The sequence below is a fragment of the Mucilaginibacter calamicampi genome, from assembly GCF_042676765.1.
GTDB lineage: Bacteria > Bacteroidota > Bacteroidia > Sphingobacteriales > Sphingobacteriaceae > Mucilaginibacter > Mucilaginibacter calamicampi.
In genome coordinates, this window is record NZ_JBHTHU010000022.1 from 373,325 (window position 1) to 387,848 (window position 14,524).

A 14,524-nucleotide genomic window follows, 5' to 3' on the forward strand; every position below is an offset into this window, starting at 1 on the left:
ATGATCGATATAAAACAAAAACTTTACCAGGCATGCCTTGCCTATGTGCAGCGCAGTATTGATGCCGCCCAGCAGGCAATAAATGAGGCCCAGCAGGCCGCTAAAGACGATACAAAAAGCAGCGCCGGCGATAAGTATGAGACCGGTCGCGAAATGGCACAGCAGGAAAGCAACCGGAATATAGCGCAGGTGCACGAGGCTAATAAGTTAAAAATACAGCTTAGCCAGGTACCGGTTAACGCATCAAAAGTTGTTGAAAATGGCAGCGTTGTTATTACCGACGCGGGTAGTTTTTACATGGCCGTTAGCGCGGGAACCTTATTGATTGAGGGGATAAACTATTTTGCCATTTCGCTGGCATCGCCCATTGGGCAAAAAATGAAGGGGTTAAAGCAAGATGATGCCTTTAGTCTGAACGGCAAAAACTATACTATTAAGCAGGTTATTTAAACTTCAAGCCCAAACCGGAATCATTACTTAGCAAATATTTTCCCTCGCCAAAACCGGGCATGGCAAAGGGGTTGTTGGTGGTTAGGAATGGTCCGTCAATATCGGCCCAATCGCATTGGGGGGCCAGGGCCGCGGCGGCCAGTGTGGCGCAGCTGCTTTCGCTCATGCAGCCTATTAATACTTTAAGGCCGCATTGCCTTGCTTTATCTATCATTTGTTTGGCTTCAAACATCCCACCCGATTTCATCAGCTTAACGTTTATTCCGTGGTAAACATCAACGGCCTTTTCCACGTCAGCTAAACGCTGAACCGACTCATCACCAATTATGGGCATTGGGCTCTGCGATGTGACCCAGGCGTTACCCTCAACGTCATGTTTAGGCATTGGCTGCTCTAACAAAACCACACCCTGCTCAAACAGCCACCAAATCATTTCTAAAGCAAGGTTGCGGTCTGTCCAGCCCTGGTTCACATCAACGTACAAAGGCACATCACTTACAGATCTGATAGCCGCTATTCGTAGTTTATCGTCATCGCTCCCCAGCTTAACTTTAATTACGTTAAAATTTTTTGCTTCAATGGCTTTTTGGCGCATGGCCTCGGGTGTGTCAATGCCAATGGTAAAGCTGGTGGGGGGCATAAGCGTTGGCTTGCTTTGCAAAAATTGCCAGCATGGCGTATTGGTTAATTTGCCATGAAGGTCATGCAGAGCGATGTCAAGCGCCGCTTTAATGGCCGTGTTGCCCGGTGCAATGCCATCCAGGTAAGTATGTGCAGCTGCAAGATCAAATGGAATGGTAAGCTTTTCGGTTTCTATTCTGCTAAGAAAATCAGTGGCTGTTTGAATACTTTCGCCCAGATAAGGCACCATTGAAGCCTCGCCGTAACCTATAATTCCTTCGTGCGCTAATTGAACAAGCATTAAAGGCGTTGATACCCGCGAATGCCCGGAAATAGTAAAAGGGTGTTTCAGTAACAGATCAAAAGGCTGGTAGCTTAGCGTCATAGTACAGCATCAAATCTAAATATTCTTTTCAAAATGTATCGTGCTGTTCTTTCATCCATAGCTATGGGTTTCAAACCCATGGTTATGGATGAAAATGGAGTAATTCGCCGATGATACATCTGCCCAATAATTTTTCACCGCTTAAAAAACCATTTTCACCGAGATGTTTAACAACCTGACCTATTTTGCATGTCCTGGTTTTAGTTAGTACCTTACTTTTGAATCAACAAACTAAAACAAACAAATTAAAAACATACTAACATGGACTTTTACAACAACCCATACATGTCATTACCAGGCGTAACAACAGAAGAGCTTACCTTTTTACAACAGGCCACTGCCGAGCTTAGTGAAGATCAAAAGAAACATTTTTACCTGGTCTACACCGGTAAACGCAAAAGCCCGCAAGATGTATTGATATTTACCATAATAGGCTTTTTCTGTGTAGCTGGTATTCAGCGCTTTATTTTAGGACAGACCGGCATGGGTATTCTTTATCTTGTAACCTTTGGATTTTGTGGTATAGGAACCCTTGTTGACCTTATTAACCACAAACAATTAGCAACAGATTTTAACCGCAAAATGGCTTACGAAAGTTTCCAGATAACAAAAATGAGCATATAATATTTTAACCATAACACAATGAAAATAGTAGATCAACAATTAGCCAATAGCCTTTTAACAAGTTTTGATAAACAGTTGAAAAGCATTTTGCAGAACGACCTTAACAAATTAAAAGGCGCAAGAGCAAAGAGAAAATAATACAATAGTAAGGATATCATATCCTTCCGGGAGATCAAAACAAGGTAAGCCGTGGTAAACCGCAAGGTTAGGGCCACAGAAAATATTACCTGTTGTTTTGATCTCCTTTTTTATTTTGCGCCGCCCTATTTTAAAACATCAGGCCGCATTGTTAACTTAGTGCACTATGAAACTATCGCAGCTCACCGCTTACCTTGAAAGCCTGGCCCCGCTGGCTTACCAGGAAGACTATGATAATGCCGGCCTTATTGTGGGCCATCCCGATCAGGAAATACACCAGGCGTTAATATCGCTTGATTGTATTGAAGCTGTAGTTGATGAAGCCATAGCCACCGGCTGTCAGCTCATCATATCCCACCACCCTATAGTTTTTAAAGGGCTTAAAAAATTTAACGGTAAAACGTATGTGGAACGCGTGGTTGAAAAAGCCATTCGGAACAATATAGCCCTTTACGCCATACATACCAATTTAGATAATATACACACCGGTGTAAACGCCCGCATTTGCCAAACTTTGGGCCTGCAAAACTGCCATATACTGTCACCCAAACATGGATTGCTTAAAAAACTGGTTACTTACGTGCCCAACGCGCATGCCGATAGGGTGCGCAATGCCTTGTTCCATGCCGGAGCAGGTAATATTGGCGATTACAGCGAGTGCAGCTTTAGCAGCGCCGGCAGCGGCACTTTTAAGGGCGGCGATGACACCAGCCCCTTTGTTGGCGAGCCGGGCGAGCGCCATACCGAAAGCGAGATAAAAATAGAAACGGTATACCCGGCTAATTTGGAAAGTAAAATATTGATGGCGCTGGTTTTAGCACATCCTTACGAAGAGGTGGCGTATGATCTATATAACCTTACCAATCAACACCAGCAGATAGGATCAGGCATGGTGGGCGAGTTAGAAGTGCCTATGGACGAAGAAAGGTTTTTGTTTTTAGTGAAAGACAGGCTACAGGCACAGGTGATACGGCATACTGAGCTTCGCCATAAAAGTGTAAAAAAAGTGGCTGTATGCGGCGGTGCCGGGGGCTTTTTATTGAAACAGGCCATAGCTGCCGGGGCCGACTTTTTTGTTACTGCCGACTACAAATATCATGAGTTTTTTGATGCCGACGGAAAGATAGTTATTGCCGATGTTGGACACTTTGAAAGTGAGCAATTTACACAGCAACTATTGTTGGAAATAATTCAGAAAAAATTTAGTAACTTTGCCGTCCGTTTAACAGAAACAAATACAAACCCTGTCAAATATTATATTTAATGGAACAAACCGTAGAACAAAAGCTTAAAGCTTTATACGAACTTCAAACCATCCACAGCAAAGTTGATAAGATACGCCAGGTAAGAGGTGAGCTGCCTATGGAGGTTGCCGACCTTGAGGATGACGTTGCCGGTTTGGAAACCCGCATTCAAAAAATTAAAAGTGAGCTGGATGACCTGGAGGATGATATAGTTACCCGCAAAAACGTTATTCGTGATGCGCAGGCCAATATTAAAAAATACGAAACTCAGCTTAACGAGGTAAAGAATAACCGCGAGTACGATGCTATCTCTAAAGAAGTAGAGATCCAGGGCCTTGACATACAGGTGAGCGAGAAAAAAATACGTGAGTTTGGTTTTGAGATCACTTCAAAAACCCAGGTTTACGAAAAAGCTTTAGAGGAATTAGAGGCGCGCAAAAGCGACCTTGACGCTAAAAAAGCAGAATTGGATACGATCACTGCTGAAACTGAGAAAGAAGAGAACGAATTAACAGCTTTAGCTGATAAGGCTATCCCGAATATTGAGGAGCGTTTATTATTTGCTTACAACCGTTTGCGCAAAAACGCTAAGAACGGTTTAGCTGTAGTAACCATTCAGCGCGACTCATGCTCAGGCTGCTTTAATCAGATCCCGCCTCAGCGCCAGTCAGACATCCGTCAGCGTAAAAAGATCATCGTTTGCGAGCATTGCGGACGTATATTGATTGATGAGCAAATGGCTTTAGAAGCAGAAGAAGCTAACGCATAAGCGATAAATGCATTTTATAAAAGGCGATGAGTGAAAACTTATCGCCTTTTTTGTTAATCTTGTTTTATAACAGCTTTTATGTGGTAAACCGTCTGCCCTCTGTAGACTATTTTTTCTTTGCTTTCCGCAGATATTCCATTAAGGTATTCCCAACTACCGGCGTTTACACTGCCGTTACCATTATTGTCAAGATTAGCTACTATTTTGATATTTCCTATAATTTCAAGGTTGTTTTTAAAACCCTTAAAATCTTTTTCCATATAATAAATCCGTACGAGCCTAAAATATTCGGTTTAATTTCAGGATGCATCTTCCACATTACGTCTACTTCCGATTCGGAATAAGGGAAGTATTCGTTTCGCATATTTATTACGCCATAAAAACCCGAGCTGGTAATATTTTCTAAACGAGGCTTTACATTATCATCATATGTAGTTAGGGCAAAGATATAATGGGCTGAGCTAAGCTCGTTATGTATACTGGTACATATAAATGCTTTGTATTTGCCGTCAGCCGCTAAATAAGTAATAACATCACCAGAAGTAATAGCATCTATTTTAATCATTGCTTAGATCTGTATACAAAGATAATAATGCACGGCAAACACTTTTTGCAATCGGAATTTAAAGTTTACCAATGCCATAAACCTGCTAAACTGTTGACATTTAGCGCAATGTTAACAAATAAATGATGTAGGCATTACGTTAATACGGATTGTTATGCCTTATTTTTATAAACCTCAATCCAAGGTTTGTTAAAATCATCTTTTATGACCTGGAGAAAATTTAGCGGCGAGATTATCCAAGCGCCAATTATTGAAGAAGTTGAAGCAGCTATTGAACGCGAAACACTTTTAGGTAACAAACTTAAGGTATGCATTGGCACAGACTCGCAGGTGAAAGGCACCGTAACGGATTTTGCCACCGTAATTGTTTTTTTACGCGAAGCACGTGGCGGCTTTATGTTTATTCAGCAGGAACGTACCAGCCAAAAAATGAGCATTAAAGAGCGCATGCTATCAGAAGTGCAAAAATCAATTGACACCGCCTACAGCCTTTGCGACCTGCTTGATCTGTATGATGTGGACCTGGAAGTGCACGCCGACATTAACACCAACCCTATGTTTAAATCAAACCAGGCCCTGCACGAGGCAATGGGTTACATTTTAAGTATGGGCTTTGTGTTTAAGGCTAAACCGGAGGCATTTGCCAGCAGTTATTGTGCAAATAAGATAGTGCAGTAATTTTATTTGATCTTTATTCTATTGCTATTGCCGTAACAGGGTATTAGTGGCTGAGTTTTTGTGCACTTTCGGCCGTGAAAACGTACCATCTAAAATTTGAGCAGAAACTGCCTATCCCATTAGCCGAAACCTGGGATTTTTTTACCTCGCCTTTAAATCTCGCTAAAATAACGCCGCCCGATATGGCCTTTAAGGTAACCTCGGTTTTTGCGCCGGAGACTAAGGTTTATCCCGGCATGCTTATTACCTATAAGGTGGCGCCGCTCTTCGGTATTAAATTGAATTGGATGACGGAGATAACCCAGGTTAAAGAGCATGAGTATTTTGTAGATGAGCAACGCTTTGGGCCGTATGCCATGTGGCACCATGAGCATCACTTTAAAGAAATTAAGGGTGGTGTACACATGACCGATATTTTAAACTACGCTATCCCCTATGGGCCGATAGGCAGATTGGCAAATACATTGTTTGTGGGTAATGAGGTAAATAAAATTTTTACCTACCGGGAAAAGGCAATAAATGACCTGTTTGGACTGTATAAAGAGGTGTAGCTACCCCACTATAAGTGTATACAACTAAAGGTTGTTTGGCGGTTTTTTAGCCGGATTGCTGGATAAGTCTGATATTCAATTTATTGATTAGCAAGAATTTGTGAAAATGGTGTAGCCGGTATACAAGAGTGTATACACCTAAAATGGCTACAGCGCCAGCTCGATATTCGGGTCCCAAAAAACGGCTTTAAAATCCTGCACCTGGTCGTCTTTTACTTTAATGCCTTCGGCTTCTAAAAGGCGCTGCATAGTATCGCCGCCAAAATGAAATTTTGCTGTTAATAAACCCTGCCGGTTTACTACCCGGTGCGCCGGTACGGGTGGGTGGGCTGCGCCTGCTGCCTGCATGGCGTAACCTACTATACGCGATGAGCCTTTTGTGCCCAGATAGCTGGCAATTGCCCCATAGGATGTGACACGACCAGCCGGTATCTGACGGGCCACATCATATACATTATCAAAAAACCCGTAATCAGGCATCAGTTATTGAAAGGAAAACTTAAGGTAGTTAATATTTTTATTATGAGCCAAATATTTTTTCTCGTAATAGGTTTTTATTGACAAAACCTCGTCGGCAAACTCAGAATTGTAAAGATCGTTTGTGTTTACATGTAGCTTTAAACCTAACTCATCAATCTTTTCGGCCGTGTAGGCATAAAAGCCGTCATTATCGGTTTTAAGATTAATAAAGCCCCCGGGCCTTAGTACTTCGCGGTACAGATCTAAAAAGCGCGGCGACGTAAGGCGCTTCTTTTCGCGGCTTACCTGCGGCTGCGGGTCGGGGAAGGTGATCCAGATCTCGTCCACCTCTCCTTTTGAAAAATAATCGATAAGGTTTTCTATTTGTATCCGCAGAAAGCCAACGTTATTAACGCCTTCTTCCAAAGCGGTTTTGGCGCCGCGCCAAATGCGGTTGCCTTTATAATCAACGCCAATAAAGTTTTTATCAGGAAATAGCTGGGCCAGGTTAACGGTATATTCACCTTTGCCGCAGGCCAGTTCTAATACAACCGGATGATCGTTCTTAAAAAATGTCTTGGCCCACGCGCCTTTTAACGGCTTACCTTCATCTAACTGAAAAACGTTGCTGAAATCTTCTATCTCAGCAAAGCGCCTTAGTTTGTCTTTTCCCATAGCCCCTCTAAATCTCCCCTAAAGGGGAGACTTTTATTTAAATGTTATATTATTAGCCTCATCAAAAGCCTTCCCTTTAGGGGAGGTTGGAGGGGCCCTTACTTTATCCCGTAATGATCAGCCATCAATTTCTCAAACAAACCGCCCGGCAATGCCTTTTTGAGCGTTACCGCAATAGTTTGCCCTATAGCACCCACCAAATATTGATGCGATGGGCTTGATTTGGCCGCAATTTTAACCAGTTGCTTACCTATCGCCTCCGGGTCGGCGCCTGCGGCTTCATCTTTCTCCATGCTGGCAACAGCTGTATCGTATTGGCTTTTTAAGGCAGAGTTATCTACCGTAAAAGCTATCTTCTCGCGGTTGCTGCTAAAGTCTGATTTAAAGTCGCCGGGGTTAATGGTAACAATTTTTATCCCGGTTTTAACCAGTTCCATACGCATACTTTCTGAGTAACCCTCTATAGCATATTTTGATGCGCTGTACATGCTTTGATAAGGCAAACCAAACAAGCCGCCTAACGAGCTGATGTTAACTACCGTGCCGCTATTCTTTTTCAGCATCTCGGGTATTACTTTGCTGCACATGCGTACAACGCCAAAAAAGTTCACCTCAAACTGTTGTTTGGCCTTGTCAACAGGCATAGCGTAAGCAGGGCCTGCAATGCCGTTGCCGGCATTATTAACTAACACATCAATTTTACCTTCTGCTTTAATTATAGCCGCTACGGCCGCGTCTGCAGATTCATCGCTGGTTACATCCAGTTCTATTAGCTTAAAAGGGACGTTTTTTGCCTTGGCAATATTGCGTGAAGTGCCATAAACGGTATGGCCTGCGTTGTGCAGCGCGGTAGCGCTGGCCAGGCCTATGCCCGATGATGCGCCCGTAACCAGGATAACTTTGCTCATTTTGGAGGTGTTGTTTGATGTTTGGTGGCCCAAATATATGAGTTTGCAGTGGGCAGTAAATAGTTGGCAGTAAATTTAGTTGGCTATGTGTAGTTAGTAGTGGCAATATTTCTTTTTTAAGATAGACATCAAACAACAGCCTACTGCTAACTGCCAACCGCCCACTGAAAAACTGCCAACTAAAATCACTAATATTACGGCATGAAATATTACGGATTGATCGGCTTTCCGCTTTCGCATTCTTTCTCAAAAAAGTATTTTGCTGAAAAATTCAAGCAGGAAAATATTACCGATGCTGTTTACGATAATTATCCGTTGGAGGACATTAAAGGTTTACAGGACCTGCTGGATGATCACCCCCAGCTTAGCGGCTTAAACGTTACCGTTCCGCATAAAAAAAATGTATTAAAATACCTGGATTGGGTAGAGCACGATGCCCGTAAGGCCGGCGCGGTTAATTGCCTGCGCATTAAAAAAGAAAGCCCGGTATTGGCAGCTTTTTCCGGCGAGGTTGGCGTTAAAGATCACGACTTCAGGATCGAGGGATATAATACAGATCTGTATGGTTTTGAGATGTCTTTAAGGCCATTGCTTAAAAGGCACCACGAAACGGCATTGATATTAGGCGATGGCGGCGCGGCGCAAGCCGTAAAATGTGTGTTAGAGAACCTGGAGATACCTTTTAGGGTAGTTACCCGTAAGGCGGCCGGCAGTAATATTTTGTTTAAGGACCTTACGCCGAACGATATAAAAAACCATAAGCTCATTATCAACACCACGCCGTTGGGTACTTATCCTAATGTTGATGAGTTTCCGCCTATTCCGTATGAAGGTGTAACGGAGGACCATTTGCTGTATGATCTGATCTACAATCCGGAAGAAACGGTTTTTTTAAAAAATGGCCGGGAGCAGGGCGCTGCTACCAAAAATGGCTATGAGATGCTGCTGTTGCAGGCCGAAAAATCATGGGAGATATGGAACTCGGAGGAGAAACACCCGTGAGGTGGGCGTTTTTGATATTTATAGGGGTGCTTTTTATAAGCGCATGCAGCGGCGAAGAAAACTATGCGCCTAAACCGCGGGGTTTTTACAGAATAAACTTTCCGCAACGGGGCTATCAGCAGTATGTATCCAACAATCCGTTTACGTTTGAGTATCCTAAATATGCTGTAATGGAACGTGATACGCTATCCCGCCCAACAGGAAAACTGGTAAACATGCAAACGCTGCTTAATATGCAGTTTAAGCAGTTTAATGCTACCCTTCACCTTAGCTACGAGACCATCCCCAACAAAAAAATATTTAATGAGCTGGTAGAAGATGCCCACAAATTTGCCTTTAAGCATACTGTTAAGGCAACCAGTATTGACGAGGGCGTAATACACTACCCCGACCGCAAGGTTTACGGCATTTATTATACTATTGATGGCAATGCGGCATCGTCTGTACAATTCTTTTTAACAGACAGCGTTAAAAACTACTTAAGGGGTGCCTTGTATTTTAACAGCGAACCCCGGCTGGATTCTATACAGCCTGTACTCAATTTTGTAAAACAGGATGTGGATAGGATGATAAAGAGTTTTAAATGGAAATGAATGATTTCGGATTTCGAATGTTCGATTTCGGATTTATTTTCTTTTTAACGCAACAAAAAAATTTATAATTTATTAGCTATAAACAGTAGTTAAGCATACAATCACAAATCCGAAATCGAACATTCGAAATCCGAAATAAAATATGGCTGCCATACAAGTATTCCCCAACAACCCCTTCGAAGAAAACACTTACATTTTATACGACGAGACCAACGAATGTGTAATTATTGACCCGGGTATGTACACAGCGCCGGAGCAAAACGCGGTGGTTAATTTTATTAAGGATAATGCTTTAAAACCCGTAGGGCTGCTTAATACCCATTGCCATATAGACCACGTGTTAGGCAACAAGCTGGTTTTTGACCTTTACGGACTTAAACCACAATTTCATCATGGCGAACTGGAGGTGCTGGAAGCTGTTGTTGCTTATGCCCCGCAGTTCGGCCTGTATTACGAGCCATCGCCCGTGCCCGATGAGTTTTTATCAGAAGAAGGCTGGATAACTTTCGGGAATGCCGCGTTGCAGCTTATTTTCTGTCCGGGCCATTCGCCTGCGCATTTGTGTTTTTATGATGAAAAGGCGAATCAACTGATAGGCGGCGATGTTTTATTCAGGGGTAGCATAGGCCGCACCGACTTACCCGGCGGTAACCACGAGCAATTGCTCGCCAATATCCGCGAGAAACTGTTTACCCTGCCCGATGATTGCGTGGTTTACCCCGGTCACGGGCCTGAAACCACTATCGGTTTTGAAAAACAATACAATCCGTTTTTTTCTTAGCATAGAGGGTTGTAAGTTGTAGGTTATAAGTTGTAGGTTTGCCACTTAAGGTTCATGTTATTTAGCTTTAGGCTCAACCCTGCTCTGATACATACAACTTACAACCCACAACTTACAACAAAACTTGAACACCTCCATCTACATAGCCAAGCGGTATCTTTTTGCGAAGAAGAAAACCAACGCTATAAATATCATTTCGGGTATTTCAATGGTTGGGGTGTTTATTGGCAGCGCTACACTTTTTATCATCCTGTCGGCATTTAACGGTCTTGAAGATGTTATTTTAAGACTCTACAGCAATTTTACTCCCGAAATAAAAATCGAAGCCCGCCTGGGTAAAACGTTTAATCCTGAAACGCCATATTTTAACGCGCTCAGAAAAGATAAGCGTATTTACTCCTTTACCGAGGCATTAGAAGAGAAAGGGATGGTCAAGTATCGCGATAAAACCTTTATAGCCAATATAAAAGGTATGAGCGATGATTTTTTAAAAAACAGCAATCTTGACAGCGCCATACAAGACGGGGGATTTATTTTAAAGGCGGGCAATAAACCATTTGCCGTAATTGGTACTGCTGTGCAAACCAGCCTGTCTGTTAACGTTCACGATGAACTGACACCTATGGTCATCTATTCGCCCCGGCCCACAATGGGCTCCTCCATAAATCCCATGGATGCATTTAGACAAGCTTTTATTTATCCTTCGGGCGTATTTGCCATACAACAGGAGTTTGATGATATCGTTGTTGTTTCGTTGGATTTTGCGCGCGATCTGTTAGGAGAGCCCAACCAGGTATCGTCTATAGAACTCACCTATAAGCAAGGCACCAGCATAGACCAGATGCAGGATGAAATACAGGAAAAACTGGGCGAAGCGTTTACCGTAAAGAACCGTAAGCAACAAAATGTTGAACTATACAAAACCCTCAATTTTGAACGCTGGTCTATTTTCATGATCCTGACTTTTGTGCTGATAGTTGCCATTTTTAATATAATAGGCACGCTTACCATGCTGGTTATTGATAAAAAGCAGGATATAGCCATTTTAACCAGTATTGGTGCCGACAAAAGCCTTATAAAGCGCATATTCTTTTTTGAAGGTATGATGATAGCCATGATAGGTTGTGTGGCCGGGCTTGCAGTAGGGCTTGTTTTTTGTTTATTGCAGCAACACTTCGGTTTTATAAAGATGAGCCAGAATGTGGCGCTGATAGATGGTTATCCTATTAAGTTATTAGCACGCGACTTTGTATTAGTATTATTTACTGTAAGCATTATTTCTGTAATAGCATCTGCAGTTAGCGCACGTTTAAGCGTTAAAGGATTAGACGATATCAAACACGATTTGTAATTTTACCTTATGCGCGGTATACGTTTTAGTTATTTGGGTATAGCTTTTTTTATAACGCTGTTGGCTGCATGCCATAGTGATAAAAAGGTTGATAAAAAAAAGCCGGTTTTTATAAAGGGCCTTTACACCTTTGGGCCGGAGGCGGCGCTTTTTATTAATTGTAAAACCGGCAAGGAATACTGGGCGGCCGATAGTTCGGCACAGTTAGAGCTGCAATATTCGCAGTTAAACACAGATAAACCTTATGCCTCAGTTTATATAGAAGTAGAGGGCGAAATAAAGCCGTCGATAAAAAACGGACCGGCATCAGCTTTTGATAGCACGCTAACCGTAAGAAAACTTATCGCTATAAAAAAAGACATTCCAAACGGCCTTTGTAAGTAAATCTGTTTTTAAAATTGGATTTATTTGCTTTACTTGTGTAAAAACTCATTTGCCTGTTTGGCGTTAAATAATGTACTATGGAATCTAAACGTCAACAAAAATTTGCCGGGGTAATTCAGGAAGATCTTGCGGCCATATTTCAGCGCGAAGGCATGAATTATTTGCCAAACACGCTGGTAACTATAACCAAAGTGCGTGTTACACCGGATTTGGCCATTGCCCGCATTTTTTTAAGCTTTTTTAATAACGCCAACATCGCGCAGGCGCTGCATGTTATAAAATCGCACGCGTCAGAAATTCGCTATAAATTGGGCGCACGTATTAAAGACCAGGTAAGGATTGTACCGCAATTGGAGTTTTTTGTTGATGACACCAGCGAGTATGTTGAGCGCATGGATAAGATCTTCGACAAAATAAGCAAAGAAGAGCGTCAACCGGATAGTGAATAGAATTATGCAACGCATTTTGCTGGCTGTTTTGCTTTTGCTAACCTTTGCAGGTTGCAATAAACAACCCGCGCCGCCCTTTCCCCCCGCTTATCGAATACTTGTTTTAGGCAACAGCATAACCTACTCACCCGCTAACCCGTCAATCGGTTGGCATGGCAGCTGGGGTATGGCTGCCAGCGTAGCCGACAGTGATTTTGTGCATGTATTTACAAAACGCTTAAAAGAAATTAATCCTGCTAACGAAGTATTGTCAAAAAACATTGCCGAGTTTGAGGTTAATTTTGACACCTATAACTTTGATGCTAATCTTAAAACTTTGCGCGACGCTAAACCCGCGCTTATAGTACTGCGCATTGGCGAGAACGTTACCCGCAACACCGAAGCCGCGCTTTTTGAGCAAAAATACCAGGAGCTTTTAAATTATTTCAAAACAGACAATCCATCTGTTAAAATACTGGCAGTAGGCTCTGTATGGCCCGACAGGGATATGCCTACTAATGTAATGAAGAAGTATTCTGAATTTGTTCCGCTGGTTTTTATGCAGAACGATCTGTCTAATTATGCCTTTGGGAAATTTACTGACCCGGGCGTTGCCAGCCATCCGTCAGACAAAGGGATGGCCACTATCGCTTATGTTATTTTTAAATCAGTGCAACAAACGTTGTACGGTAAATAGCCCCGGCTATTACCCGCTATAAATAGCTTAACCACCAATAACTGTGCTCGCGTTTATAACGCATAAACCACCTGCACGGAAAGTAAAGTATAAATATTGCCAGCGCCCATAAAGCATACACTACAGGCAAGCTAAATAACAAATTCTGCGTGCCCGTAACTTTTGCTGCCAGCAGGGCCAGGCCATGTATCAGATATAAGTGCAATATGTAGTAAAACAGTGCTACCCGGCCAAATAGTACAAAAAAATTGGTTAAGCCGTTTTGCACATCTTCTAAAAAAGCCAGAAGCAAAATAACCGGACCTAAAGTTATCAGCAGATAATCCAACGAAGGCGGGTATTTTGATACATTAATAAATGACAAAATACTGCGGTGTAGGCTTCCCTGTACCGCCCAATGAGATACATCGCCATAACCATTAAAAAAGCGGATAACAATAAATAAGACTATAGCCGATAAGCCTATCCCTATTAAATATTTTTTACGTATTGCTGCATCTAAGGTGTATAATTTGCCAAAACCATATCCCGCCATCATTACGCCTACCCATGGTGCCAGCGGGTATAACACAAACACATCCCGGCCAAATAGCTTTATCAAGCCCTGCACATGCAGAAAATACCAAAGCGTGCTTGCCCAACCCGTAAAATTATCCGGCCTTACCTTATCAAAAGCATCGTGGCCAAAAATCAACAGCAAGCCAAGGCCGGTAATAAGCGGCAAGGGCAAATAAACCAGTATGCCCAAAATGATCATACTTAGGCCAATTACCCATATCACCTGTAAAAAATAGCCAAAGCCCCAGCCCCAGTTAATTATGGTAAGCTCTAAAATGATGAGCCAGATGCCCCTTGATACTAAAAATTTGCATGCCTCCCATTTGGTTTTGCCCCGGTTAATAGACAGAAATGCGCCGGTTCCTGCCAAAAAAACAAATGTAGCCGCGCAGTAATGTGTTATAAACCGCGTAAGGAACAGCGCGGTAGAAGCTCTGCTCAAATTACTCGGATCAAAAGATGAATCGCTGAAAAAATCGCGGGTATGGTCCAGCGCCATAACTACCATTACAATGCCCCGCATAACGTCAATAGAATTAATACGTTTTTTGGCAGCAGCGGCAATTGTGTTCATCGGTGTGGTTTTAACAAATATAATATTTACAGCTGGTTTAGTATTGTAGGGCGTTTACTAAATGTTGCACAAAACATCAATATATTTGC

At 42.5% G+C, this 14,524-nt stretch carries 19 protein-coding genes; 13 read left to right on the top strand and 6 right to left on the bottom strand.

Translation table 11 applies throughout. The features are described from left to right. Positions 1–450, top strand: a complete 450-nt coding sequence (locus ACFQZS_RS19185; RefSeq protein ID WP_377102653.1) for a 3-oxoacyl-ACP synthase — start codon at positions 1–3, stop codon at positions 448–450. Here ACFQZS_RS19185 and ACFQZS_RS19190 read toward each other — a convergent pair. Next, complete coding sequence (locus ACFQZS_RS19190) at positions 443–1,456, bottom strand: dipeptide epimerase (protein ID WP_377102654.1); 1,014 nt, start codon at positions 1,454–1,456, stop codon at positions 443–445. The genes ACFQZS_RS19185 and ACFQZS_RS19190 overlap by 8 nt on opposite strands. A 261-nt stretch (positions 1,457–1,717) precedes the next feature. On the opposite strand from ACFQZS_RS19190, the gene ACFQZS_RS19195 reads away from it, so the two are divergent. The 3 genes from ACFQZS_RS19195 (at position 1,718) to ACFQZS_RS19205 (ending at position 4,231) form a co-directional block, all read left to right on the top strand. Continuing rightward, entirely contained in the window at positions 1,718–2,080 is a 363-nt protein-coding gene (locus ACFQZS_RS19195; RefSeq protein ID WP_377102656.1) for a TM2 domain-containing protein, read from the top strand. 304 nt (positions 2,081–2,384) lie between these two features. Continuing rightward, positions 2,385–3,482 carry a Nif3-like dinuclear metal center hexameric protein gene (locus ACFQZS_RS19200; protein WP_377102658.1) on the top strand — a complete coding sequence of 366 codons (1,098 nt, stop codon included), beginning with the start codon at positions 2,385–2,387 and terminating at the stop codon, positions 3,480–3,482. After that, positions 3,482–4,231 (top strand): zinc ribbon domain-containing protein, encoded by a 750-nt coding sequence (locus ACFQZS_RS19205; RefSeq protein ID WP_377102660.1) that lies wholly within the window; start codon positions 3,482–3,484, stop codon positions 4,229–4,231. The genes ACFQZS_RS19200 and ACFQZS_RS19205 overlap by 1 nt, the downstream gene beginning before the upstream one ends. Positions 4,232–4,284: 53 nt before the next feature. Here the strand turns inward: ACFQZS_RS19205 and ACFQZS_RS19210 are convergent, their stop codons facing one another. Continuing rightward, positions 4,285–4,491, bottom strand: a complete 207-nt coding sequence (locus ACFQZS_RS19210) for a hypothetical protein (RefSeq protein WP_377102662.1) — start codon at positions 4,489–4,491, stop codon at positions 4,285–4,287. A 509-nt stretch (positions 4,492–5,000) separates the two neighbouring features. Here ACFQZS_RS19210 and ACFQZS_RS19215 point away from each other — a divergent pair. Further along, the gene (locus ACFQZS_RS19215) at positions 5,001–5,474 is read left to right on the top strand and encodes a ribonuclease H-like YkuK family protein (RefSeq protein WP_377102663.1); all 474 of its coding nucleotides are present in this window, start codon (positions 5,001–5,003) and stop codon (positions 5,472–5,474) included. A 74-nt stretch (positions 5,475–5,548) separates the two neighbouring features. Next, positions 5,549–6,025 (top strand): SRPBCC family protein, encoded by a 477-nt coding sequence (locus tag ACFQZS_RS19220; RefSeq protein WP_377102664.1) that lies wholly within the window; start codon positions 5,549–5,551, stop codon positions 6,023–6,025. 147 nt (positions 6,026–6,172) lie between these two features. On the opposite strand, the gene ACFQZS_RS19225 is transcribed toward ACFQZS_RS19220, so the two are convergent. From ACFQZS_RS19225 to ACFQZS_RS19235, 3 genes are all read right to left on the bottom strand, one after another. Then, positions 6,173–6,505 carry an MGMT family protein gene (locus ACFQZS_RS19225; protein WP_377102665.1) on the bottom strand — a complete coding sequence of 111 codons (333 nt, stop codon included), beginning with the start codon at positions 6,503–6,505 and terminating at the stop codon, positions 6,173–6,175. A 3-nt stretch (positions 6,506–6,508) separates the two neighbouring features. Beyond that, positions 6,509–7,159, bottom strand: coding sequence for a tRNA (guanosine(46)-N7)-methyltransferase TrmB (trmB, locus tag ACFQZS_RS19230; protein WP_377102666.1), 651 nt, complete (start codon positions 7,157–7,159; stop codon positions 6,509–6,511). Positions 7,160–7,257: 98 nt separating this feature from the next. Further along, entirely contained in the window at positions 7,258–8,067 is an 810-nt protein-coding gene (locus ACFQZS_RS19235; RefSeq protein WP_377102667.1) for an SDR family oxidoreductase, read from the bottom strand. A gap of 201 nt (positions 8,068–8,268) precedes the next feature. Between ACFQZS_RS19235 and ACFQZS_RS19240 the strand changes: the two genes are divergently transcribed. From ACFQZS_RS19240 to ACFQZS_RS19270, 7 genes are all read left to right on the top strand, one after another. Further along, entirely contained in the window at positions 8,269–9,069 is an 801-nt protein-coding gene (locus ACFQZS_RS19240) for a shikimate dehydrogenase family protein (RefSeq protein ID WP_377102668.1), read from the top strand. Then, positions 9,042–9,662 (top strand): gliding motility lipoprotein GldD, encoded by a 621-nt coding sequence (gene gldD, locus ACFQZS_RS19245; RefSeq protein WP_377102669.1) that lies wholly within the window; start codon positions 9,042–9,044, stop codon positions 9,660–9,662. The genes ACFQZS_RS19240 and gldD overlap by 28 nt, the downstream gene beginning before the upstream one ends. A gap of 142 nt (positions 9,663–9,804) precedes the next feature. Continuing rightward, positions 9,805–10,443, top strand: coding sequence for an MBL fold metallo-hydrolase (locus ACFQZS_RS19250; protein ID WP_377102670.1), 639 nt, complete (start codon positions 9,805–9,807; stop codon positions 10,441–10,443). 124 nt (positions 10,444–10,567) lie between these two features. Further along, positions 10,568–11,794, top strand: a complete 1,227-nt coding sequence (locus ACFQZS_RS19255) for an FtsX-like permease family protein (protein ID WP_377102671.1) — start codon at positions 10,568–10,570, stop codon at positions 11,792–11,794. A gap of 9 nt (positions 11,795–11,803) precedes the next feature. Continuing rightward, positions 11,804–12,178 (top strand): hypothetical protein, encoded by a 375-nt coding sequence (locus ACFQZS_RS19260; RefSeq protein WP_377102672.1) that lies wholly within the window; start codon positions 11,804–11,806, stop codon positions 12,176–12,178. Between the two features lie 77 nt (positions 12,179–12,255). Next, entirely contained in the window at positions 12,256–12,627 is a 372-nt protein-coding gene (gene rbfA, locus ACFQZS_RS19265) for a 30S ribosome-binding factor RbfA (protein ID WP_377102673.1), read from the top strand. Positions 12,628–12,631: 4 nt separating this feature from the next. Next, positions 12,632–13,303, top strand: coding sequence for an SGNH/GDSL hydrolase family protein (locus ACFQZS_RS19270; RefSeq protein WP_377102674.1), 672 nt, complete (start codon positions 12,632–12,634; stop codon positions 13,301–13,303). A 16-nt stretch (positions 13,304–13,319) separates the two neighbouring features. Here the strand turns inward: ACFQZS_RS19270 and ACFQZS_RS19275 are convergent, their stop codons facing one another. Continuing rightward, positions 13,320–14,435, bottom strand: coding sequence for a DUF1624 domain-containing protein (locus tag ACFQZS_RS19275; RefSeq protein ID WP_377102675.1), 1,116 nt, complete (start codon positions 14,433–14,435; stop codon positions 13,320–13,322). Positions 14,436–14,524: the final 89 nt, after the last annotated feature.